Here is a 22,874-nt window from a genome sequence, read left to right as displayed (position 1 = left end):
GAGCCGGTTTGTTTAGACATCCATATAAGTTCCAGACTACAGCAGGAGGCCAACATGTTATCTCGCAAGCCGCTGTTATGGGGGATTTCCCTCCCGCTGCTGCTGGCCAGCGGCGCGCACGCCACGACGCTTGAGCAGGCGGTGAAGGAGGCGATTCTCTGGCACCCCGAAGTCAGCGCATCTATTAACCGACGTTATTCGGCGGATGAGGATCTGCGGGCGGCGAAAGGCGGGTATTTACCGTCGCTGGATGTCACGGCAGGCACCGGCTGGGAGCAATCGGATAACAGCACCACGTGTGCGGCCGGGGATCATCAGCGCAATTTACACCGCAGCGAATCGAGCATTACGGTGACGCAAAATCTGTTTAGCGGCTATGCCACCCGCAACGAAGTTGCCCGCCAGACCGCGACGGTGAACTCCCGGGCATGGACGGTGCTGGACACCAGCGAAACCACCGCGCTGCAGGCGATTCAGTATTACCTCGATGTGCTGATGCGCCGGCAACTGGTTGCGCTGGCGGAAGAGAACCTGAAAAACCACCAGCGGGTATTCGATCAGATTACGCTGCGCACCGAACAGGGCGTAGGCCGCCAGGCTGATTATGAGCAGGCGGAAGCCCGCCTGGCGCAGGCGCGAAACAACCTGCTGACGGAGCAAACCAACCTGGAGGATTCGCTGGCGAACTACCAGAGCATAACCGGGAAGGAAGCTAATGATCTCACGCTGCCGGAGAAATTTAAGGTACCCGCTTCACTGGAAGAGGCCCGTCAGTCGATGTTGAAAAACAGCCCGTTATTAAAACAAGCCGCTGCCGATGTTGAAGCGACGCGCCAGCAATATGAAGCGGCGAAGTCGCGGTTTTACCCCAACGTCAGTGTGGAAGTGGGGCGCACCATGGATAACAACGTTGACGGTACGCGCGGCCACAACCAGGAGTGGCAGGCCATGTTGCGCATGCGCTACAACCTCTACAACGGCGGCAGCGACAGCGCCACGCTCTCCTCTTTCGCCTACAAAATGCGCGAAGCGCAGGATGTCAGAAATAACGCGTTACGCCAGTTAAACGAAGAGCTGCGGCTGGCCTGGAACGCGTTGCAAAACGCCCAAAAACAGGTGCCGATCGCGAAAGATTATGCCGATCGCAGTGTGACGGTGCGCAGCGCATATCAGGAGCAGTTCAGCCTCGGAGATCGCTCGTTGCTGGATATGCTGGACAGTGAAAATGAAGTCTTCACCGCGCAGCAGCGCTATGTGGAGATGCAGTTCACAGAGATGTTTTCGACGTATCGCATTAACGCGCGCACCGGCGAGTTGCTGAAAGCGCTTAATATCCAGCCGCCTTCTTCTGCACAACCGCTGGATGACACACCCACAACGAAAGTGGAATTGCCTGAGCTCAAATAACAGGTTCAGGCAGGGCAGAGGGTATTTCAGTCCACTGCGCTGAAAAACGCCTCTGGGGTCTTCGCCATCGCGGAATTCCGCGAACCTGCAAGGTCAGATTATGACGTCGACGAATGATGACATTCAGGCGCTACCGGTTTCCTCTAACGAAGAGGTAGCCAGAAGCGATCCCCGACAGACGCACGATGATCCACTGCTGGATTGTCTGATGATCGTGTGCAAATTGCATAATATCGCCACCACACGCTACTCGCTGACATCCGGGTTGCCGCTAAAAAACCATTCACTGACGCTGAGTATTTTTCCGCGTGCGGCGCAGCGTGCGGGGCTGAAAGCCAGAACGCTCCAGCGCCCGCTTGCGACGATTTCGTCAATATCGCTGCCGGCGATAGTGCTGCTGGAAAATAACCAGGTCGCGGTACTGATTGGCTGGGACGGGCAACAGGCGCGGTTGCTGCCGAGTGAAACCGAAGGCGGAGAAATCACGCTGGCGGGCGATGCGCTGGCGGAGCGGTACAGCGGCACGGCGATTTTTCTCCAGCGGGAACACGAATTTGATACCCAGCCCACGGCTACGATCCCGCGCACGCGAAACTGGTTCCAGGATACGCTGCGGCTGTCGAAGTTCCTCTATGCCGATGCGATTATCGCCAGTCTGCTGGTCAATATCATCGCGCTGGCGGCTCCGCTGTTTGTGATGAATGTCTATGACCGGGTGGTGCCCAACCAGGCGACGGCCACGCTCTGGGTGCTGGCGATTGGCATTACCATTGCCTATTTGTTTGATTTTATTTTGAAAACGCTGCGTGGCATGTGCCTCGATCTGGCCGGGAAAAAGACCGACTTGATTGTCTCCGCCGCGCTGTTTGAGCGCCTGTTGGGGATGAAAATGAAGCTGCGTCCCAGCCGCGTAGGCAGTTTTTCGCAGAACTTTCAGGAGTACCAGTCGGTGCGGGATTTCCTCTCGTCACTGACGCTGACCGGGCTGATTGATTTCCCCTTTACGCTGCTGATCGTGCTGGTGATTGGCGTTATCGGCGGCCCGCTGGTGTTTATTCCGCTCATCTCTTACCCGATTGCGCTCATCGGTAACTGGCTGCTCCAGCGCCCGCTGATGTCGCAGGTGCAAAAAACTTACCGCTTATCCAGCGAACGCCAGGCAATGCTGGTTGAAACGCTCACCGGGCTGGACGCCATTAAAGTGAACAACGCGCAGAGCGAGCGCCAGTATCAGTGGGAGCAGATTATCGGTCAGCTCAGCAAGCTGGAGATGAAAGTTAAATCGCTCTCTTTTGTGGCGGTGAACTTCACGTCGTGGATCCAGCAGGCGAGCGGTGTGGCGATCATTGTCGCCGGGGTTTACATCATTATTGGTGGCTCGCTCAGTATGGGTGGGCTGGTGGCCTGCTATTTGTTGCACCGGCGCGCCATGATGCCGGTGGGCCAACTTTGTAGCCTGATAACCCGTTATCAGCGGGCCAAAATGACCAAAGCTACCGTCGATCGCATGCTGGATCTGGAGCAGGAAATTCATGAAGAGGATGTGCCGCTCAGGCGCGAGAAACTCTCCGGCGCGCTGGAGTTTCGCGATGTCACGTTTCGTTATCCGAACAACCAGTACACCTCGCTCAATAACATTACGCTGACCGTTAAACCGGGCGAAAAAATCGGCATTATCGGCCGCAGTGGTTCCGGAAAAAGCTCGCTGGCGAAGCTGCTGGTAGGGTTTTATCAGCCGGATGCCGGTAGTGTGCTGATTGACGATATCGACTCCCGCCAGATTGATGTTCACGATTTGCGCCACAACATTGGCTACGCCCCGCAGGATATCCATCTGTTTAGCGGCACGCTGCGGGAAAACCTGCTGTATGGCGCAAGTTACGTTGGCGAAGAGGCGATGCTGCGGGTGGCCATCATCACGGGTGTACACGATTTCGCCCGCCGCCACCCTTCGGGCTACAACATGCGGATTGGCGAGCGGGGCATGAACCTCTCCGGCGGTCAGCGCCAGGCGGTTACGCTCGCGCGGGCGTTGCTGCTTGATCCGCCGATTTTGCTGATGGATGAACCCACAAGCTCAATGGATAACACCAGCGAGGAGCTGATCAAAAAGGCGCTGATCCCGGTCGTCGCCGACAAGACGTTGCTGCTGGTGACGCATCGCGCTTCGTTACTCTCACTGGTTGAGCGTCTGATTATTCTCGATAACGGCAAAATCATCGCCGATGGCCCGAAAGAGAGCGTCATGAGCGCACTGAAAAAGGGGCAAATCCATGCGAATCGTTGATCTGCTTAGCCGCCTGATGAGCTGGCTGTTCGGTGACAAAAAAACGTCGCCTTTGGCCATCAATGAAGTGAATCAGGCGTTACTTGATGACTCGCCGCGTGTGATCCGTATTACGCTGTGGGCGATTTTTATCTTTTTTATCCTGATGATTGGCTGGGCGTCGTTTGCCGACATTGATGAGGTGACGCGGGGAGAAGGCCGGGCGATCCCCTCTTCACGTCTGCAAAAAATTCAGAATCTGGAAGGGGGAATTGTCGCCCAGGTGTATGTTCACGAGGGCGAAGTGGTGAATGCTGGCGCGCCGCTGATCCGGCTCGACGATACCCGTTTTCGCTCCAACGCCGGGGAAACCCAGGCCGACCGTATGGCGTTACAGGCGCGTATTGAGCGCTTAACGGCGCAGGTGAATGGGGCGACGACGCTGACACTCTCGCCGGAGATAATCCAGCAGGCACCGGATATCGCCAAAGGTGAAATGGCTCTGTTCCTCAGTATTAACAGCAAGTTACAAAGCACGGTTGCCGGGCTGAATGAGCAACTGGTGCAGAAAAAGCAGGAGCTTATCGACCTGCAAACCAAAGCGGCGCAGTACAAACAGAGCCTTGGGCTTTTGCAGCAGGAGATTAACCTCTCTGAGCCGCTGATCGCCAAAGGGGCGATTTCCCGGGTGGAAGTGCTGCGTTTACGGCGCACCGAGGTGGAAACGCGCGGGCAACTGGATTCAATGACGGTCGCCGTTCCCGGCGCTGTCGCGGCGGTGAACGAGATCACCAATAAAATTAACGAAACGCTGGATGGCAACCGCAGCGAGGCGTTGACGCAACTCAACCAGGCGCGGACTGATCTGAGTAAAGCGGAAGCAACCGGTAAGGCGATTGAAGACCGGGTGAACCGTACGATGGTGACCTCGCCGGTCAGAGGGATTGTGCAGCAACTGATGGTGAACACCATTGGTGGGGTGATCCAACCCGGCAGCGATATGGTGGAAATTGTGCCGCTGGATGACCGCTTGCTGGTGGAAGCCAAAATTCGCCCGCAGGATATTGCTTTTTTACACCCCGGCCAGCAGGCGATTGTGAAGTTTTCCGCGTATGACTACACCATTTATGGCGGGCTGGCGGGCGAACTGGTGCAAATCAGCCCGGATACGGTGACCGACAAAGATGGCAACAGCTTTTACGTGATCCGTTTGCGCACGGATAAAAATCATCTAGGGCCGGATGATAAACCGTTATTGATCATTCCAGGCATGGTGGCCTCGGTGGATATTATTACCGGCCAGCGCACCATTCTGCACTACCTGCTCAAACCGATACTGCGCGCCAAAGCGGAAGCGCTGCGTGAACGGTAGCAGCGAAAGGGAGGCATGGGTTGCCTCCCTTTGCGCTTAGCGGCGATAGCGCAAAAGCACCATCATCACCAGCGCCAGTGTGCTGAACGAAACCATATATAACGCCTGCGCGGCTCCCCATTCTGCCGCCAGTAAGGCGGCAATCAGTGTCGCCACAGCGGCGCAGCACGATTGCCAGCGCCACACTTTTGCCGTGGCGGCGGGAACGGCGTCGGCATGGAAATTATGCAGCAGGCCGAATGTCCCGACGGCAAAGACCATATTTGACGCCAGATGAGCGGCAAAGATGATCAGTAGCGCGGTTTCAGGATAGGAGGTTAAACCCGGCAGCACACAGTACGCCGCCAGAAAGGCCAGTAAACAGCCAACGAGATAACGGTTGTGGCTGGCATAGCGCTTGAGGTTATCGGCGTTTAGCAGCAGCGGGCCGCAAAGCTGGCCCAGGCTGCGCGCAAAGATAAGTGGCAGGGCGAGGTCGGTGGCTTCAGCGGGCCGCATTTGTTGTATCAGCGCCGGGAGCAGCGCCATTGCCGGCGCGCCAACAGCGGCAAGGGCCGGTAACAACAGCAGGCTGCGTTTTTGTATGACCGGTAAATCAAGCCAGCGCAGTGTCATGCTCTTTTCGGGGCGATCCTCATGGCTTACCGGCGGAAGGTAACGTGCCGTGGCGCATAGCAACACCGTAGAGAACATGAAACTGATGGCATCAATGGAAAGCAGCGTTACCGGCGATACCCGGTCAAAAAGAACAACACCGGCACCTGCGCCCAGCAGCACCTGAGAGGCGAAGATCACGGTTTCCATGCTGGTCGCCGCAGGCAGCTCGGTTGCGCTTAAACCTCGTTTAAAAACCAGGCTCATGGCAGGCCAGGATAACCCGGCGGCAAATGCTTCGAGTGATTGGACAGCAAGCAGCGCGGGAATGCTGTGCGCCAGTAAGCCGTAAAGAGGGAAAAGCAGCCCGGCGAGGCCAATAAGCTCACACAGCAACAGTAAACGCAGCGGCGAGACACGCCGACAGCCGTATTCGCCTAATAAACTGCCAAAAAAACCGGGCAGCGTAGCCAGCATATAGCTCAGCGTGAGCGTTGCCGGAGAGGCATGCCAGCGTAACAATTGGCCAAGGATCAGGGTTTGCGTTAACCCATTGCCGATAGAAGAAAAAAGATAGGCACTACCAAACAAGCACAGCCAGCGGTGCTGGCGCAGCGCGCGCACCAGTACCATCAATAATGTGTTCATTGTCGACATTCTCAAGTAAACAGAAAACCGCGTGCGGCATACAGCGCACGGTGCAAAAGTGTGTTCACAGAGAGAGTGTCGTTACATTGGCGAGCCTGATGAATTACAGAGATTTATAAACGTAGCATCCCTTTTCGCGAAAGAGAAGGGGCGGGGACATCCGTGTTCCCGTTGGTTTTCGTCAGTTAAGCGATAAACAGGCTGAGTAGCAGAACCATACCTAAGCCGACCACCGAGTTAATTAACTCCAGCAGCCCCCAGGTTTTGAAGGTGTCTTTCATCGAAATGCCGAACGTCTCTTTAAAAAGCAGGAAACCGCCGTCGTACATCAGCGTAATGGTGTTGCTGCCGCAGGCTACGGCCAGGCACATCAGCGCAGGGTTGAGGTGAAACGCGCTGACCATCGGCGCAACGATACCCGCCGAAGTGATAGCGGCGACGGCGCCCTGTCCGGTGAGAATGCGGATTATCGCTGTGATTATCCACGCCACGATGAACGGCGACAGCGGGACGTGACTCATAATGTCCACAATATGGTTCCCCACACCGGAAACCACAATCACCTGTTTCAGAATGCCGCCGGCGCTGATGACAAACAGCACATTGGCGATTTTCGCGATCGCGTCGCTGGCGCAGTGGGTGACGCCTTCAGCCGACATCCCACGCCTGATGCCCAGCAACCAGACTGCCGCCAGCGTGGCTAACAGCATGCTGATTTCCGCGCTGCCAAAGAAGGTGCAGACTTTTACCAGCTCCGAACCTGCGGGCATTAACCCTTTGATAATCGATGCGACAATCATCAGCACCGCCGGGATCAGCGGGATCAGAATGCTGATGCTAAACGGGGGCAGATCCTGAGCGGTTTTCTCTTCGACCGGTTTCAGCAGCGAATTCAACGGAATGGCGTTAATGCCCGGCAGGTATTTTGGCAGCAGAATGCCCGCGCAAAACAGCGCCGGGATAATGACTAAAATGCCGTACAGATAGACCTGCACGATGTCGGCGTTGAACGCACTGATGAGCGCTACCGGGCCGGGCTGCGGCGGGAAAAGGCTGTGCCCCATGGTTGCGCCAACCACGGTAGGCACCACTAATTTCATATACGGGATATTGGCTTTTTTAGCGATATTCAGCACCAGCGGCATGGCAATCAGAAATGCCACTTCATAAAACATGGCGATGCCAAATATAACGCCAATAAACATCAGCCCGACCGAAAGAAAACGCGTACCGCAGCGTTCAATGACGCTATCTGCAATACTCTGGCTGGCACCGGATTCCGTCATGAACTTTCCGATGATAGCGCCAAATATAATAATCAACGCAAGATGGCCGAGAATACTTCCCAGACCGTCCTGAATAACCGTAACAATTTTATCCAGCGGAATACCTTCCATGATCGCAACAAATATCCCTGCGATCAGTAAGGCGAAAATATTATGAAATTTATATTTAAGATTCATAACGACTAAGAGTGCAATACCAACCAGCACCCAAAATAATGCTAACAGCGGGGACATAGAGAATACCTTACGGATTTGCCTGAAATAAAAGCCGGTGGAGCCACCGGCCTGAATGACATTTAATTAATGTTGTTTTTCGAGCGCTTCCCACAGGCCGTGCAGGTAGGTGACACCGAGGGCGCGGTCATAAAGTCCGTAGCCCGGACGCCCGGTTTCGCCCCAGATAAAGCGGCCGTGATCGGGGCGAATATAACCATCAAAGCCGTTATCGTAGAGGGATTTCATTATCTGAAACATATCCAGCGAGCCGTAGCGGGATAAATGTGCCGACTCATAAAAATCTTTATCTTTAATGAGTTTAATATTTCTTACGTGAGCAAAGTGAATACGTTTGCGGCGGGTAAATTCTGCGAGGATTTGGTAGACATTATTATCCGGATCTTCAGCAATGGAACCGGTGCATAAAGTAATGCCATTGGCTTGCGAATCCACGGCATTACAAATCCAGTCGAGATCGTCGCGGTTTTTTACAATACGCGGCAGGCCAAAAATAGAGTATGGCGGATCGTCCGGATGAATGGCCATTTTTATGCCCACTTCTTCACACACCGGAATAATGCGCTCAAGAAAATACACCAGGTTTGCGCGCAATTTCGTGTCGTCGACATCTTTATATTTGGCAAACAGCTCCTGCACTTTTGCCAGACGTTCTGGCTCCCAGCCGGGCAGGGCGAAACCGTTGGAATTCTCCAGCACCTCTTTTACGACTTCATCGAGCGTTTTATCGATACCTTTTTTCTCGAATGCCATGGTGAGTGAACCGTCTGGCAGAACGTAGTTCATGTCGGTTTTCATCCAGTCGAAAACCGGCATGAAGTTATAGCAAATCACCTTCACGCCGACTTCCGCCAGGTTGCGGATGGTCTGCTGGTAGTTGGCAATGAGCTGCTCGCGGCTGGGCAGGCCAATTTTGATATCATCATGAATATTAACGCTTTCAATGACTTCCATCTTTAATCCGGCCTGATGTACCTGATCGGCAAGCGCGCGGATTTTCTCTTTTGGCCACACATCGCCAACCGGAACATCATAAAGCGCGCCAACGACACCTTCGACGCCGGGAACTTGCCGGATGTGCTCCAGCGGGATTTTGTCTTCAACTGGACCAAACCAGCGCATTGTCATTTGCATGCTCATTACCACCCTTAAACGTTTTGCTTAACTACCATACTAGTATTGATAATAGCCGGATGGTAAGCGCATTTGTGCGATCCACTTCACACAAACCCCTTTGCCGGGAGTGAATCCCTAAGAAGCAAACAGAACAGCGCGTTAATCTGCTGATAACGTTTTACTGACAAATATTTTTAAAATAGTGCTTGCGCTGCCAAAGCAACCGTGCGTTAATGCGTCGTCGGTTTGATAAATCATTATCTCCAGCAGTTCACTAAAGTCTTTCTCATCTCTAAGTACCTCCTTGCTACTTCTTTTTGGGTCTTCGCTTTACACTCTGATAAAAATAATGTCTCAGACCATTACTGCCGCATTCGGCGAAAAAAAAGAAGGTAACAAGCATGTCTACTAAAATGAACGGTATCGTTAAATGGTTCAACGCTGAGAAAGGCTTCGGTTTCATTACTCCGAAAGATGGCAGCAAAGATGTATTCGTACATTTCTCCGCTATCCAGAGCAATGCATTCCGTACTCTTGAAGAAAATCAAGAGGTTGAGTTTACTATTGAGAACGGCCCGAAAGGTCCGGCTGCGGCGAACGTGATTCCGCGCTAAGGATTTAGAATTATTAACCATATTCATTTTCGCTGCCCGTGCTGCCACGGGTCGCAATACCGAACTTCCTGTTTCGATATGACTGAGAAAAATCCGGCAGGTGCCAAATGTATTTTTTGCAAATCAGCAATGATCACATTTGATAATATCACCGCATTTGTTCAGGCCAGCCAGGCACCACGGGAATTCCGTAAATAATAAAAAACAGGTCAGTTTTCTGGCCTGTTTTTTTTATGTTGAGCAATTAACGCCATTTGTTTCTGCGATATACCTAACCCGCACGCGAATTACTCGTCCATTAACATAATCATTTTGATCGACCGGTTGCTGGTTAGCTGCCAGGTCATCTGCCGGTAGTGCAACTCGCCTTGCTGCGGATGATGAAAAACGCGCTCGCCCCCCTCACGCACCACCACTTGCTGGCGCGACCAGAACGCGCGAAACAGTTCGCTATCGTTGCTCAAGCTTTGCACAAACTGGTTTAGCTCTTTGTCGTGCGGGTAGTGCATCGCGTCCGCGCGTAACTCGGCGACAATCCGGCTGGCGCGCGTTTCCCAGTTGGCAACCAGCGTTTGCGCCAGCGGATGGCGAAACATAAAGCTCATCATATTCGGCTGGGCGTCGTTATCCAGCCAGCCGCTGAACAGTGCCTCAGCGGGTTTATTCCACGCCAGCATATTCCACGTCAAATCTAACAAATAGCAGGGGCAGGCCATCTGATTCACCGTGGCCAGCACCGAAGATTCAACAGTGATGACGTGCTCTTCCTGCGGATCGTTTTGCAATGCCAGGTGAAACAAATACTTGCGTTCTGCGGCGGTCATTTTTAACACGCTGGCGATATTCGACAGGGTTTGCGGCGAAACGACAATATCCCGTCCCTGTTCAATCCATGTATACCAGGTGGTACTGATACCGCTAAGTTGCGCCACTTCTTCCCGCCGCAATCCGCGCGTGCGCCGCCGCCCTTGAGCCGGCAAGCCAATATCCGCAGGCGCGGTGTTTTCCCGCTGCGATCGCAAAAAAGCGCCAAGGGTTTTCGGCCCGGCAAATAAAGTGCTTTGCATGGGTGGTACTCACTAATACCAGTATAAGTACACATATTGTACCCCTATAAAGGCGGTCGTATAGTCGCCAAAGAGCAACTTTTTGTCGTGCTAAAAAAGGAAGAAGAGAATGGCGATTAATCATCATGAGTTAACAAAAAAGCAGTTTGGCGATCAGGCCCAGGCGTACCTGACCAGCCAGGTGCATGCGCAAGGCGCAGATTTAGTGCGTCTGGTCGAGTGGCTGCATACTGATGCGGATGCCTCGCTGCTGGATTTAGGCTGCGGTGCCGGCCACGCCAGTTTTGCCGCCGCAGGCGTGGTGCGCGAAGTGACAGCGTATGATTTGTCGGAAAAAATGCTGGCGGTCGTGCGCCAGGCGGCGAGCGATCGTCAGTTAAATAACCTCACCACCGCACACGGCGCGGCGGAAAAGCTGCCCTTCGCCGACAATACCTTTGACGTGGTGATCAGCCGCTACTCGGCACATCACTGGCATGATGTCGCACTCGCGCTGCGCGAAGTAAAACGTGTGCTGAAACCCGGCGGGAAATTTATTCTGATGGATATTGCCTCGCCCGGCCGCCCGGTGCTGGATATCTGGCTGCAAACCATTGAAGTGCTGCGCGATCCGTCCCACGTACGCAACTACTCCCCGGCCGAGTGGCTGCAAATGACCCAGCAAAGCGGCATGCTGGTTGAGAAGATGGTTTCTGATCGGCTGGCGCTGGAATATCACGCCTGGGTGGAACGCATGAACACGCCGGAAGTATTACGCGCGGCGATCCGCTATCTGCAAAATCAAAGCTCGGATGAGGTGAAAGCGCACTTTCTCATTGGCGACGATGGCTCATTTACGTCCGACACGCTGATGTTTCAGACGCGCGCGTAAGCAAAGCTGGTGCGCCCACCACGCGGGGCGCACCGGTTTCTTAGCCAATCGCGTTACCGATCACATCACGAATGCGCTGGGCAATGTAGCCGACATGGGTTTCCAGTGCGAAATGGCCAGTATCAAGCAACTCGACCACCGCATTTGGGTTATCGCGTTTATAAGCGTGCGCGCCTGGCGGGATAAAAAACGGATCGTGCTCGCCCCAGATTATCAGGGCGGGTGGCTGATGAGCGCGGAAAAAGGCCTGAAACTCCGGGTAGCGCTTCAGATTGTTGGCGTAATCGAGAAACAGATCCAGCTGGATCGCTTTATTCCCGGGGCGCTCCATCAATAATGTATCCAGTTGATAACCTTCCGGTGCGACAGTTTCCGGGTCGCGCACGCCGTGCAGATACTGCCATTTTGTCCCTTCCAGATTGAGGATCGCGTCGTGAACGACCTGGCGGTTTTCCGCTGTCGGCGCGTGCCAGTAAGCCTGAACTGGCGCCCATGCGTCGCCTAAACCCTCCAGATAGGCATTGCCATTTTGCGAAATAAACCCGCTCACCCGCTGCGGATAATGCAGCGCCAGCCGCAATCCGGTCGGTGCGCCGTAATCGAAAACATACATCGCGAAATGTTGCAAATTCAGCGCATCGACAAAGGCAATCAGCGTGTTTGCCAGCCCATCAAAGCTATAGGTGTAATGGCGTTCAGCGGGGACTTCAGTAAAGCCGAAGCCGGGCAGATCCGGGGCGATAAGGTGAAACTTATCTGCCAGCAGGGGAATCAGTTCGCGAAACTGATGCGAAGAGCTGGGAAAACCGTGCAGCAGCAGTAATACCGGGTTTTCCGGGTTACCGGCTTCACGATAAAACACATTGACGCCATCGGCGTCTGCATACTGATAGCGAACCGGGAAATGCGTGTTGGCAGCCATATCGTCACCTCTTTTGAAACCATTAAAAGTTAATTTATAGGGTTACTTCGACGCTGAGTATGGCGAAAGAATGTAACTGTGTAAAATCTATTTTATCGGTTACAATGTTCGCATTAAAAACCAGGGGAGAGAAAAACCATGACAGCAGCCACATTACCCGGCGCGGAAGGCCCGTGGTTTATTGCCGAAGATCACGCGCTGGATTTCATTAACACGCTGGCGATGGCGGAAAAATCGCCGCATGACTTTTGGCAATCCGATGACGATGTGTGCCAGTGGTTACGGCACATCGGTTTGCAGGTTAACGCGATGGCAAAGCCGGGAGAGTTGCTGACTGAAGCGCGTAAGTTGCGCGCAGTGCTCCGCCAGCTTGTCGAAGAGAAAAAGCACGGGCGCGAACTGTCGCTGGATGCGCTGAATGGCTGGCTGGCGCAGGCGCAAAGCCACTTATGCCTCGACGTTGATGAGCAGGGCGCACTGCAAACGCAGCGCGTTTATCGCCTTGATACACCGCAGCAAGCGCTGGCACCGGTCGCCGAGCAGGCGGCGGCGTTACTGGCAAACGGGCAGTTTGACTATGTCCGCCAGTGCGAGCACCCGGATTGCACCCTGTGGTTTTACGATAAAACCAAAGCGCATCGCCGCCGCTGGTGCAGTATGGCGCTGTGCGGCAACCGGGCGAAAGTTGCCCGGTTTCGGGCCAAAAACAATTAATACGTGGGCAGCATGCATCACTCGCGCTGAAATAAGCGCTTTGCACGTAGTCCTCGCGCAACGTCTGCCTTAACACCGAAAATCAACGGCGTCGATATTTCATATCTCACCGCGACCAATGCCAGCCACGCGGTGATCGTCAGCGGTTTGCCGGAATTGACCGCGCAAAATGTCACTTTGCGGCACAGTAATATCGCCGCCAAATACGGTATGTGAATGGGCAGGGGAAAACGGTGCATATTGAGGCGCAGCAAGGGGCAATCCCGGAACTATGCCCGCAGTCGGCGTTGAAAATGAACTGAGGGAGTACCCGGCATAGCTAACTGCCGGGCAAAATGATGGCTTAGCGCGGGATAATATTCTCCGCTTTCAGGCGGTCAAACAGCGCGGTGAAGGAGTCCAGCGTGCTGCGATAACCGGTAAACCCGGCTTTGCGGCTCTTGCTCATGTCGGCAAAGGCTTCCATCGGGCGACCGAGATCGGCATCAGTGTGCCACCAGGAGGCCAGCTTACCGATGTCCGCTTCTGCCAGTTGATACTTGTCCGCGATCTCTGTCCACGCGGCTTGCGCTTCTTGCATGCGCCCTTCCAGCGGCATCATGCTCGCCGGGAACGCGGCCGCTTCAATGCCGAAATAGGCCGCCAGCCGTGGCCATAGCCAGTTCCAGCGAAACACATCGCCATTTACCGCGTTAAAATCTTCGTTCGCGCCGCCGTCACTCACCGCCGCCCAGATCAGTTGTTCTGCCAGTAAACCGGCGTCGGTCACATCGGAAACACCGTTCCACTGCTCCGGTGAGCCGGGGAAGATAAACGGCCAGCCTTTTTCGCGGCACAACGTGGCATAAACCGCCAGCGTCAGGCCCATGTTCATTGCATTGCCGAGCGCATACCCGATGATGCTGTGCGGGCGATGTACGCTCCAGCGATAACCGTATTTTTTCGCCCCGGCGAACACTTCATCTTCCTGGGCATAGTAGAAGTTATCCACGTCCTGGCGGCCCTGCTCTTCGCGAAAAGGCGTCACCGGCACATTACCTTTGCCGTAGGCTTCGAACGGGCCGAGATAGTGTTTCATACCGGTGACCAACGCGACATGCGCCCCGGCCAGGCGCTCGCCCAGCGCCTCAATGACGTTTTTCACCATCGCGCCATTGACGCGAATATTGGCTTTTTCATTCTCCTGGCGCGCCCAGACGCTAAAGAACAGCGCATCGGGTTTCTCATTTTTCAGCGCCTCGTTGACCGCCGCCGCGTCGGTTAAATCCGCCGTCAGGCTGGTACAGCCCGCTGGAACCGCGCCGCGTCCGCGTGATAAACCTGCAACCTGCCAGCCTTCTGCCAGCAGTTTTTCTGCCAGCGCTCGCCCAATCACGCCGCTGATGCCGACAATTAATGCTTTTTTCTGCACGAGATGTTCCTCTACGTTATGTCTACCTCACAGGCTAATAGAGAATTAATTTCTTATCTCTGGTATTAATTCACACCATTCGTAACGTAAATTCACTAATGCCATGAGCGATCAACGTCTGAAAGATATCGTCCCCTTTGTTGCCAGCGTCGAAGAGGGGAGTTTTACCGCTGCGGCGGCGCGTCTGCATCTGACCGGCTCGGCGGTGAGTAAAAGTGTCGCCCGCCTCGAAGCGCGGCTGGGTTCGCGTTTGCTGGAGCGCACCACGCGCCGCCTTGAAGTCACCGATGCCGGGAACGCGTATTACCAGACCTGCATTCGTATCCTGGAGGAGCTGGCGGAAGCCGAATCCGTGCTGGCGGCACATCGCACCATTCCCTCCGGGCGGTTGCGCCTCGCTGTGCCGAATACCTACGGGCGGCTGGGCGTGATGCCGCTGCTGATCCCGTTTTGTCAGCAGCACCCGGAAATTGATCTTAGCCTGACTTTCTCCGATCGTTTTGTCGATCTGTTCGATGAGGGGATCGACGTTGCTGTACGCATCGGGCAAACCGTCGATCTGCCCGCGTCGCTGGGGTGCAGGCAAATTGGTCGTGAAAGGATGGTGTTCTGCGCCGCGCCCGATTACCTGCAACGCACCGGAATACCACAAAGCGAGGCGGAGCTGATGCAGCACAGGGCCATTCTTTATGAGCGGGTGGATGGCAGTACCAAACCGTGGCTATTTACCACCGCCGACGGGCACCCGGAGTGGCGCAGCGTGCCATATCGCATGGCACTCGGCGATGTTGATGCGCAGGTACAGGCGCTTTGCGCCGGGTTAGGCGTTGGGCAGATGCCGACCTGGCTGGTGCATGCGCACGTGCAGCGTGGCGAGTTGCAGGTGATTATGCCGCAATGCCAGCCGCACGGGCTGGCGCTCACGCTGGTGTGGCCGCGCCGCAAACAGCTGTTGCCAAAGGTGGACGCGTTACTGATAGCGCTCAGCGCGCTGGAGATATCTCCGCCGCTTGCCGCACCCGCACTTGACCAATGACAAGGCGCCAGGGAGCCAACTCTCTTTATAATCAGCCCCGTTTCCCTTCTCACTGGTGTGATTTATGGCTTACCAACTCAACCTCAACTGGCCGGAATTTCTTGAAAAATACTGGCAAAAGAAACCCGTTGTCCTGAAACGCGCGTTCGCGGATTTTGTCGACCCGATTACGCCAGACGAACTGGCAGGGCTGGCGATGGAGCCGGAAGTCGACAGCCGCATTGTCAGCCATGTGAATGGTCAGTGGCAGGCGTGGAATGGCCCGTTTGAATCGTTTGATCATTTAGGCGAAAAAGACTGGTCGCTGCTGGCGCAGGCGGTCAACCACTGGCATATGCCGTCTGCCGAGCTGGTGAAGCCGTTTCGCGTGCTGCCGGAGTGGCGTTTTGACGATCTGATGATCTCCTACTCCGTGCCGGGCGGCGGCGTTGGCCCGCATATTGACCAGTATGATGTGTTTATTATTCAGGGGATGGGCAGCCGCCGCTGGCGTGTGGGCGATAAACTGCCGATGCGCCAGTTCTGTCCGCACCCGGCGTTGCTGCATGTTGATCCGTTCCCGCCGATCATTGATGAAGATCTGGAGCCGGGCGACATTCTCTATATCCCGCCAGGATTCCCGCATGACGGTTTTACTCACCAGGAAGCGTTCAACTACTCAATTGGTTTTCGTGGGCCGAACGGCCGCGATCTGATCAGCAGTTTTGCTGACTACGCACTGGAAAACGACCTCGGAAACGAGCATTACAGTGACCCGGATTTAACCTGCCGCGAACATCCCGGCCGGGTAGAAGCGTACGAGCTGGAGCGCGTGCGCAATATGATGATTGAGTTGATTAGCCAGCCGGAACATTTCAAACAGTGGTTTGGTAGCTTTATTTCCACGCCGCGCCACGAACTGGATGTCGCACCGGAGCCAGACGATTATCGCGTTGAGGAAATTGTCGATGCGTTAAAAGAGGGGCAGGTGCTGACGCGTCTCAGCGGTTTGCGTGTGCTAAACGTAGACGGCAGCGTCTTTATCAATAGCGAATATCTGGACACGGCCGATGCGCAAGCCGCCGATGCGCTGTGCCGCTACACCATTATCGGCCTCAAAGAGCTGGGCAACGCGCTGGATAACCCGGCTTTCGCCCAGGAGCTGACCGATCTGGTGAATCAGGGTTACTGGTACTTCGACGAGTAAACTTGCTATTCCGCGCCTGCTCTGGCGCGGAACGCTTCATATTCGATGCAATTTAAAGGTAACGCCACAGGCGTGAGCGTAGCGTAATAGCGTTTCATAGCTCATTCTGGTGGCGTTTTTTTCCATTCTGGAAACGGTTGGCGGCTTAACGCCCATGCGCTCTGCAACCTGCGCCGACGTGAGCCCAGCTTCAGTACGCCACTCTTTTAATGCTTGCTGAAGGCGTTCGCGTTCTTCTTCATATTCATAAGCTTCCTGATATGCCGGATCGCGCATCGCTTCAGCGTGAACTTGCGAAAGTGATTTATATTTCATTTTTCATCTCCTCCAGTCTGCGAACTGCGAGTTCCATTTCACCGGTTGGTATTTTTTGCGACTTCTTGATGAAAATACGCAGTAAAAAAATGCGCTCTCCCGTTTGATATACCCACAAGCCGCGGGCAATGTCTGTCCCCTGGGTTCGGATCTCAAACAACCCGTTCCCTAAGGGTTTGCTATCGGGCTCTCTTAGCATGCGAGGATTGTGTTCAAGCTTATGCAGCAGCCTGGACATTTTGGCCCGAATGGGGGCAGGTAGAGCGATGAACTCTGCTTCCGCTTCATCATGAAAAATAACCGTGAACATGCTTATCCTCCTTGATGGCATGTTTTTAGGTTAAATTAGCATATGGGCTAATTAAATGAAAGGCGTTATTGACCCGCTACATTGCCCGCTCAGCGGGCAACATCTTTATCTCGCGACGATAAAGCGCTTATCGTCGTCGATATAGCTCTTTTCATCGGCGGCCGCGACAATCGAACCAAAATTCATCTCTGCGCGCAGCTTCCAGCTTTCCGGGATCTGCCACGCGGCGCGAACATCAAGATCAATTAACGGGTTGTAGTGTTGCAGATTCGCGCCAATGCTCTTTTCTGCCAGCGCCAGCCACACCGCGTACTGGGCGATACCGCTGCTCTGTTCTGACCAGACGGGGAAATTATCGGCATAAGCGATGTACTGACGTTGTAAGTGAGTGACCACTTCCTGATCTTCAAAAAACAGCACGGAACCGGCAGCGGCGGCAAAACCATCGAGTTTATCGGAGGTGGCGTGAAAGCTTTCTGCCGGGATCACTTTACGCAATTGGTCGCGCACCATCTCCCAGAAACGATCGTGCTCTTTACCGAGCAGGATCAGCGCCCGCGAACTTTGCGAGTTAAACGCCGACGGCGCCTGGCGGATGGCCTCTTTAATGATGTCAACCACCTCATCTTCGGCGATGGGTAAATCTTTGCCGAGGGTATAAATAGTTCTGCGCGCTTTGGCGAGCGAGAGGAAGTCGTCCACGGCAACGTGGGCAATCCTCGGTTTTAACTCCGCTTCCAGCAATGCCTGGGGCTTGATGGCCGGTGGGGCGTCATCGGTGCGGGCGAGTGTCGATTTCAATATTTGCTGAAACGGATCCATCAGGTGCGGCTCCTGTCATGCGCGTCAGTGGGGGTAAAAGTGTCATTATCAGAGCATAAGCCAGAGCATTTCCATCCTTCAAATAGATGAAGGAAAGCGTGGTATTTGGCGCATAAAAAAGAGGTGTCACGGCACCACTCTCGTGATGATATGGAAAAGGACGAGGCTGTTGAGATAATCCTGAAGGTCCCATTCATCTCTTATGTGATAGATTTTCAACTTACAGGTGAAATAAGCTCAATAATATTCAACAATAATCGGAATGCGTTAATTCATCTTTATATGCAGTCATTGTTTCGAATAAAAATATCAATGACGAAAATCGGCGAAGTAAAAATATATTAACCGGGAAATTCAAAAAGAGGATTAATTTCACTTAAGGTAAATTGACTTATTTGGACAGGCCTTCTCTATGATTTTTAATGGAATAAAGTATCCCATAAATCAATCGCGCGTTCTGGCCACGCTGCCGCGAGATAAATAATACGCCGCATGAAAAAGCCTGATGAAATCGTGTACAGTGTGGTTATTATTACTTCTGGTGATAAAAGATCTTGTAAGCAGGCGCAAAACCAGCTCTCTGAGTTAAGAGTGTGGGTAAAAAACCGCCCCAAAATGCGCGTTAATCTTATTCACTTTCATCGGGTTAGCGCGCACCTTAGCGAATTAGATAGATGTATTTTTGTGGTGAATATTTCTTGCCTTCACCACGCTGACCAGGCAAGTTGTTGCGCGCGTAGCGGGCCATGCGGAACAGAAACCATGAATAATGAAAAAAAAACGGCTGGATCACCGGGAAGAAGATGCGAAACATCTCTTCGAATTGCTGCACAACAATTCTGACTGGGTGTGGGAAGTCGACGCGCAGGGACGCTATACGTGGTCTTCCGATGTCGTCACGGAACTGCTCGGCGTACCGCCCAACGAAGTGATTGGCAAAACCCCTTTTGATTTCATGCCGCCGGGCGAAGCGGAACGCGTGGCGGGCGCGTTTGGTGCCATTGTGGCAGAGAAGCGTGCGTTTTCTGGCCTGGTCAACCGCAATCAGCGTGCCGATGGCAGCATTGTGGTGCTGGAAACCAGTGGTATCCCGCTGTTTGATGAGCAGGGCGAGCTGCGCGGTTATCGCGGCATTGATCGCAATATCTCCAACCTGGGCGAGCGGGTGCTGCAACTGGAGACCATTTACGAAACCACGCCGGTGGCGCTGTGCATGATTGATCGCCACGGGCGTCTGGTGATGTCCAACAAGGCGATGGCGAAATTGCTGGGTGAGGCGCTGGAAACAGAGGATCACTTTCAGCGTTTAATGCCCGATTACTGGCCCTTTTTCCTGGCGGATTTCGCACTGGCGGATAAAGGCGAGGCGCTGCCGTCACGCGAGTTGGGCTGGCGCGATCGCTGTTACGATATTCAGGCCGTACCGGTACATGACGCCATGGATATGGTGGTGGGGTTGTCGGTGACGTGGGTCGATATCACCGAACGTCGCCAGGCGGAGCACAAGCTCGCCAGCGCGAACAAAGTGTTACAACAGTACGCGCAGCACGATCATCTGACCGGGTTGTTCAACCGGCGCTATATGGATGAGTGTCTGCTGAGCGAGATTTCCCGCGCCTTGCAGGATGATTTCCCGCTGTCGGTGTGTCTGGCGGATATCGACTATTTCAAAAACTACAACGATACCCAGGGGCATCAGGCCGGGGACGATTGTCTGCGCCTGGTCGCCCGCACGCTCACCTCGTCACCCTTGCGCAGTGGCGATAATGTCAGCCGTTACGGTGGCGAAGAGTTTCTGATTATCCTGCCGGGAACGAACCTGATGCAGGCGATGAATGTCGCCGAAGATGTGCGTGGCAATATCAACGCGCTTAGCGTGCCACACGCGGCCAGCCCGACCGGTTTTTTGACCATCAGTATCGGCGTGGCGACATTGCAAGGCGGACAAGTGCCCTTTGAAGATAAACCGCTGCATATGATTGCCAGCGGTCTTATTCACCGGGCCGATACGGCGCTGTATGCCGCGAAAAAACAGGGCCGCAACCAGGTGGTATCCGCGTGGGACAGCCCGTTCACGTCGCAGGGAGCCTGATGACTCCCCGGTTGATGTGATTACGCCAGCGCGTTTTTCCAGTCGGCAATCAGATCGTGTTCATCTTCAATGCCCACCGACAGGCGGATCAACTGCGGTGTGATGCCGTTTGCCAGCCGCTGTTCAAGCGGAATTGACGCATGAGTCATGCTAAACGGCTGGCTGACCAGGCTCTCCACACCGCCGAGGCTTTCCGCCAGCGTGAACAGTTTCAGCTTATTGATAATCTCTGTTGCCCGCGCGTCATCGCCTTTGATGACCACCGAAATCATGCCGCCCGGCAGCGCCATCTGTTTGCGCGCCAGCTGATATTGCGGGTGCGATTCCAGCCACGGAAACCACACTTTCTCCACCTGCGGTTGCTGTTCCAGCCAGCGGGCAAGCGCCAGCGCGTTGCTGCTGTGGCGTTCCACGCGCAGGGAAAGCGTGCGAATGCCGCGCAACGTGAGGAAACTGCTGAACGGATCGAGCACGCCGCCCACGGCGTTTTGCAGATAACCGAGTTTTTCGGCCAGCGCCGGGTTATCACCGACCACGGCCAGACCGGCCACCACATCGGAGTGCCCGTTCAGGTATTTCGTGGCGGAGTGCACCACGATATCAAACCCTAACTCCAGCGGGCGGTGGATAACCGGCGACGCGAAGGTGTTATCCGCCACGCTGAGAATATTGTGACGTTTGGCGATAGCGGCAATCGCCGCCAGATCTGCCAGTTTCAGCAACGGGTTAGTGGGCGTTTCCACCCAGATCATTCGTGTATCGGGGCGAATCGCGGCGTCGAGGCCAGCGAGATCGTCCGGTTTTACCCAGCTCACCTGTAACCCGGCGCTGCGGCGGCGCACATTTTCAATCAGGCGGTAAGTGCCGCCGTAAACATCATCAATCGCCACCAGATGGCTGTCTTTATCCAGCAGTTCCAGCACCGTGGAGATACTGGCGAGGCCGGAAGCAAACGCGTACCCGCGCGTGCCGCCTTCCAGCTCGGCAATCGCCGTTTCCAGCGCGTGGCGTGTCGGGTTGCCGCTGCGCGAATATTCGTAGCCGGTGTGTTGCCCCGGCGCAGGCTGCGCGAAGGTGGAGGTGGCGTAAATCGGCGGCATCACCGCGCCGTGTTGGTCGTTGAATGCGCCGCTGTGGACGCTCTGCGTTGCCAGTGTTTTCATTTTATTTCCCTTATTGTTCAAGACGGTTGCGCCAGGTGGTTAGCACATCGCTACGGGTTATCAGGCCGATAAAGCGGCCGTTGTCGGCGATCACCGCGACCAGGCCGCGATCGAAAATGGCGTACAGCGCGCTTTCCGGCGCGTGTTTATCGAGGATTTCCACGTTGCGGGTCATTGCCGCTTTCACCGGCAACGCGAACCGCGCACTGTCGCCGCGCACGTGGCTTATCAGATCCCACTCGTCGACAATCCCCACCACCTGGCCGTTTTCCAGCACCGGCAGTTGCGAAATATCGTACAGACGCATGCGCGCCAGCACGGCGGCGAGGCTATCCTCTGGCGCCGCAGTGACGGTTGCTCCTTCGTCGTGGCGCAGGGCGATAAAATCGGTGAGATCGCCGCTGGAAGGGCGCGTGAGCAAACCTTGCTGGCGCATCCAGTCATCGTTGAACATTTTCGACAGGTATTTGTTGCCGCTATCGCAGGCGAACGTCACCACCCGTTTCGGCGTGGTTTGCGCCTGGCAGTAACGCAGGGCAGCGCTGAGCAGCGTTCCGGTGGACGATCCCGCCAGAATTCCTTCCTGTTGCAGCAGTTCTCTGGCGGTGGCGAAGGCTTCGCGATCGGTCACGCGAAAGGCTTTGCGCACGCCGTCGATGTGCGCCAGCGGTGGAATGAAATCTTCACCAATGCCTTCAACCAGCCAGGAACCTGGCGTGCTGTAGCGGCCATGCTCAACCTGATCGGCGAGGATCGAACCTGCGGGATCGGCAAGAACAAACTCGGTGTGCGGCGAGTGCTTAGCAAACCAGGCTTGCAGCCCGCCAAGTGTGCCGCCAGAACCCACGCCAACAACGATGGCGTCGATGTTGCCGTCCAGTTGTTGAAACAGTTCGGGCGCGGTCGTCGAGGCGTGCGCCAGCGGGTTGGCCTCGTTATTGAACTGGTCGATGTAAAACGCGCCCGGTGTCTCTTGCGCCAGGCGGCGCGCGTAATCCTGATAGTAAGCCGGGTGGCCTTTGTTAACGTCTGAGCGGGTGAGCACCACTTTTGCGCCCAGCGCGCGCAGGTGGAAAATCTTCTCGCGGCTCATTTTGTCCGGCACCACCAGCACCAGCGAATAGCCCTTTTGCGCAGCGATCAGCGCTAATCCCAGACCGGTATTACCGGCAGTGGCTTCAATAATTGTCCCGCCAGGGGCGAGCAAACCACGGCGTTCGGCTTCGTTAATCATCGACAGCGCCACCCGGTCTTTTATCGAGCCGCCAGGGTTCTGGTTTTCCAGTTTGAGAAATAATTCGCACGGCCCGCTCGCCAGTTTATGCAACTGTAACAGCGGTGTTTGACCGATCAATTCGGTTACTGAATGGAAGACTGACATTGTGGATTCACCCGTAAAGATTCGTAATGAGCGGATGATAGGTCTGT

21 protein-coding genes are annotated in these 22,874 nt (G+C 54.8%); 10 read left to right on the top strand and 11 right to left on the bottom strand.

Annotation, left to right across the window (positions count from 1 at the left end; all coding sequences use genetic code 11):
- Positions 1 to 54: 54 nt before the first annotated feature.
- The 3 genes from IP581_RS18885 to IP581_RS18875 all read left to right on the top strand — a co-directional run bounded on the left by IP581_RS18885 (position 55) and on the right by IP581_RS18875 (position 5,045).
- On the top strand, positions 55 to 1,407 hold the full coding sequence (locus tag IP581_RS18885) for a TolC family outer membrane protein (protein WP_193821116.1): 1,353 nt from the start codon (positions 55 to 57) through the stop codon (positions 1,405 to 1,407).
- 100 nt (positions 1,408 to 1,507) lie between these two features.
- Positions 1,508 to 3,694 (top strand): type I secretion system permease/ATPase, encoded by a 2,187-nt coding sequence (locus IP581_RS18880; RefSeq protein ID WP_097401600.1) that lies wholly within the window; start codon positions 1,508 to 1,510, stop codon positions 3,692 to 3,694.
- Positions 3,681 to 5,045, top strand: a complete 1,365-nt coding sequence (locus IP581_RS18875) for an HlyD family type I secretion periplasmic adaptor subunit (protein WP_086873556.1) — start codon at positions 3,681 to 3,683, stop codon at positions 5,043 to 5,045. The genes IP581_RS18880 and IP581_RS18875 overlap by 14 nt, the downstream gene beginning before the upstream one ends.
- 36 nt (positions 5,046 to 5,081) lie before the next feature.
- Here IP581_RS18875 and IP581_RS18870 read toward each other — a convergent pair whose 3' ends face one another.
- The 3 genes from IP581_RS18870 to uxuA all read right to left on the bottom strand — a co-directional run bounded on the left by IP581_RS18870 (position 5,082) and on the right by uxuA (position 8,941).
- Positions 5,082 to 6,287, bottom strand: coding sequence for an MFS transporter (locus IP581_RS18870; protein ID WP_193821115.1), 1,206 nt, complete (start codon positions 6,285 to 6,287; stop codon positions 5,082 to 5,084).
- A gap of 185 nt (positions 6,288 to 6,472) precedes the next feature.
- Positions 6,473 to 7,807 (bottom strand): gluconate:H+ symporter, encoded by a 1,335-nt coding sequence (locus IP581_RS18865; protein WP_193821114.1) that lies wholly within the window; start codon positions 7,805 to 7,807, stop codon positions 6,473 to 6,475.
- Between the two features lie 66 nt (positions 7,808 to 7,873).
- A complete protein-coding gene (uxuA, locus tag IP581_RS18860; RefSeq protein ID WP_086873859.1) occupies positions 7,874 to 8,941 on the bottom strand; it encodes a mannonate dehydratase in 1,068 nt (355 codons plus the stop codon).
- 383 nt (positions 8,942 to 9,324) lie between these two features.
- Between uxuA and cspE the strand changes: the two genes are divergently transcribed.
- Together cspE and ymcF are read left to right on the top strand one after the other, a co-directional pair.
- A complete protein-coding gene (gene cspE, locus IP581_RS18855) occupies positions 9,325 to 9,537 on the top strand; it encodes a transcription antiterminator/RNA stability regulator CspE (RefSeq protein ID WP_086873559.1) in 213 nt (70 codons plus the stop codon).
- A 9-nt stretch (positions 9,538 to 9,546) separates the two neighbouring features.
- Positions 9,547 to 9,735: a cold shock small protein YmcF gene (gene ymcF / locus IP581_RS18850; RefSeq protein ID WP_086873560.1), complete on the top strand. Its 189-nt coding sequence runs from the start codon at positions 9,547 to 9,549 to the stop codon at positions 9,733 to 9,735.
- Positions 9,736 to 9,824: 89 nt separating this feature from the next.
- On the opposite strand, the gene IP581_RS18845 is transcribed toward ymcF, so the two are convergent.
- Positions 9,825 to 10,604, bottom strand: coding sequence for a helix-turn-helix transcriptional regulator (locus IP581_RS18845; protein ID WP_193821113.1), 780 nt, complete (start codon positions 10,602 to 10,604; stop codon positions 9,825 to 9,827).
- A 109-nt stretch (positions 10,605 to 10,713) separates the two neighbouring features.
- Here IP581_RS18845 and IP581_RS18840 point away from each other — a divergent pair, with 109 nt between their 5' ends.
- Entirely contained in the window at positions 10,714 to 11,475 is a 762-nt protein-coding gene (locus IP581_RS18840; RefSeq protein ID WP_193821112.1) for a class I SAM-dependent methyltransferase, read from the top strand.
- Positions 11,476 to 11,515: 40 nt separating this feature from the next.
- On the opposite strand, the gene IP581_RS18835 is transcribed toward IP581_RS18840, so the two are convergent.
- Positions 11,516 to 12,397 (bottom strand): alpha/beta fold hydrolase, encoded by an 882-nt coding sequence (locus IP581_RS18835; protein ID WP_193821111.1) that lies wholly within the window; start codon positions 12,395 to 12,397, stop codon positions 11,516 to 11,518.
- 138 nt (positions 12,398 to 12,535) lie between these two features.
- Between IP581_RS18835 and IP581_RS18830 the strand changes: the two genes are divergently transcribed.
- Positions 12,536 to 13,111 (top strand): CGNR zinc finger domain-containing protein, encoded by a 576-nt coding sequence (locus tag IP581_RS18830; protein ID WP_193821110.1) that lies wholly within the window; start codon positions 12,536 to 12,538, stop codon positions 13,109 to 13,111.
- Between the two features lie 343 nt (positions 13,112 to 13,454).
- Here the strand turns inward: IP581_RS18830 and IP581_RS18825 are convergent, their stop codons facing one another.
- Positions 13,455 to 14,522, bottom strand: a complete 1,068-nt coding sequence (locus IP581_RS18825) for an SDR family oxidoreductase (RefSeq protein ID WP_193821109.1) — start codon at positions 14,520 to 14,522, stop codon at positions 13,455 to 13,457.
- Positions 14,523 to 14,625: 103 nt separating this feature from the next.
- On the opposite strand from IP581_RS18825, the gene IP581_RS18820 reads away from it, so the two are divergent.
- The gene (locus IP581_RS18820) at positions 14,626 to 15,558 is read left to right on the top strand and encodes a LysR family transcriptional regulator (RefSeq protein ID WP_097401592.1); all 933 of its coding nucleotides are present in this window, start codon (positions 14,626 to 14,628) and stop codon (positions 15,556 to 15,558) included.
- A gap of 64 nt (positions 15,559 to 15,622) precedes the next feature.
- Positions 15,623 to 16,744, top strand: a complete 1,122-nt coding sequence (locus IP581_RS18815; protein ID WP_097401591.1) for a ribosomal protein uL16 3-hydroxylase — start codon at positions 15,623 to 15,625, stop codon at positions 16,742 to 16,744.
- Positions 16,745 to 16,780: 36 nt separating this feature from the next.
- On the opposite strand, the gene IP581_RS18810 is transcribed toward IP581_RS18815, so the two are convergent.
- The 3 genes from IP581_RS18810 to IP581_RS18800 form a co-directional block, all read right to left on the bottom strand.
- The gene (locus IP581_RS18810; protein WP_176519704.1) at positions 16,781 to 17,059 is read right to left on the bottom strand and encodes a helix-turn-helix domain-containing protein; all 279 of its coding nucleotides are present in this window, start codon (positions 17,057 to 17,059) and stop codon (positions 16,781 to 16,783) included.
- A complete protein-coding gene (locus IP581_RS18805; RefSeq protein ID WP_097401590.1) occupies positions 17,049 to 17,369 on the bottom strand; it encodes a type II toxin-antitoxin system RelE/ParE family toxin in 321 nt (106 codons plus the stop codon). The genes IP581_RS18810 and IP581_RS18805 overlap by 11 nt, the downstream gene beginning before the upstream one ends.
- Before the next feature lie 105 nt (positions 17,370 to 17,474).
- Entirely contained in the window at positions 17,475 to 18,191 is a 717-nt protein-coding gene (locus IP581_RS18800; RefSeq protein ID WP_086873570.1) for a nitroreductase family protein, read from the bottom strand.
- 769 nt (positions 18,192 to 18,960) lie between these two features.
- Between IP581_RS18800 and IP581_RS18795 the strand changes: the two genes are divergently transcribed.
- The gene (locus IP581_RS18795) at positions 18,961 to 20,283 is read left to right on the top strand and encodes a sensor domain-containing diguanylate cyclase (RefSeq protein ID WP_193821108.1); all 1,323 of its coding nucleotides are present in this window, start codon (positions 18,961 to 18,963) and stop codon (positions 20,281 to 20,283) included.
- Positions 20,284 to 20,303: 20 nt separating this feature from the next.
- Here the strand turns inward: IP581_RS18795 and IP581_RS18790 are convergent, their stop codons facing one another.
- Positions 20,304 to 21,446, bottom strand: a complete 1,143-nt coding sequence (locus IP581_RS18790) for a trans-sulfuration enzyme family protein (RefSeq protein ID WP_086873573.1) — start codon at positions 21,444 to 21,446, stop codon at positions 20,304 to 20,306.
- Positions 21,447 to 21,456: 10 nt separating this feature from the next.
- Positions 21,457 to 22,827 (bottom strand): pyridoxal-phosphate dependent enzyme, encoded by a 1,371-nt coding sequence (locus IP581_RS18785; protein WP_086873574.1) that lies wholly within the window; start codon positions 22,825 to 22,827, stop codon positions 21,457 to 21,459.
- Positions 22,828 to 22,874 lie beyond the last annotated feature (47 nt).

Origin of the sequence: Kosakonia pseudosacchari (assembly GCF_015167415.1) — a bacterium.
GTDB lineage: Bacteria > Pseudomonadota > Gammaproteobacteria > Enterobacterales > Enterobacteriaceae > Kosakonia > Kosakonia pseudosacchari.
This window is presented reverse-complemented; position numbering and strand designations above follow the sequence as displayed.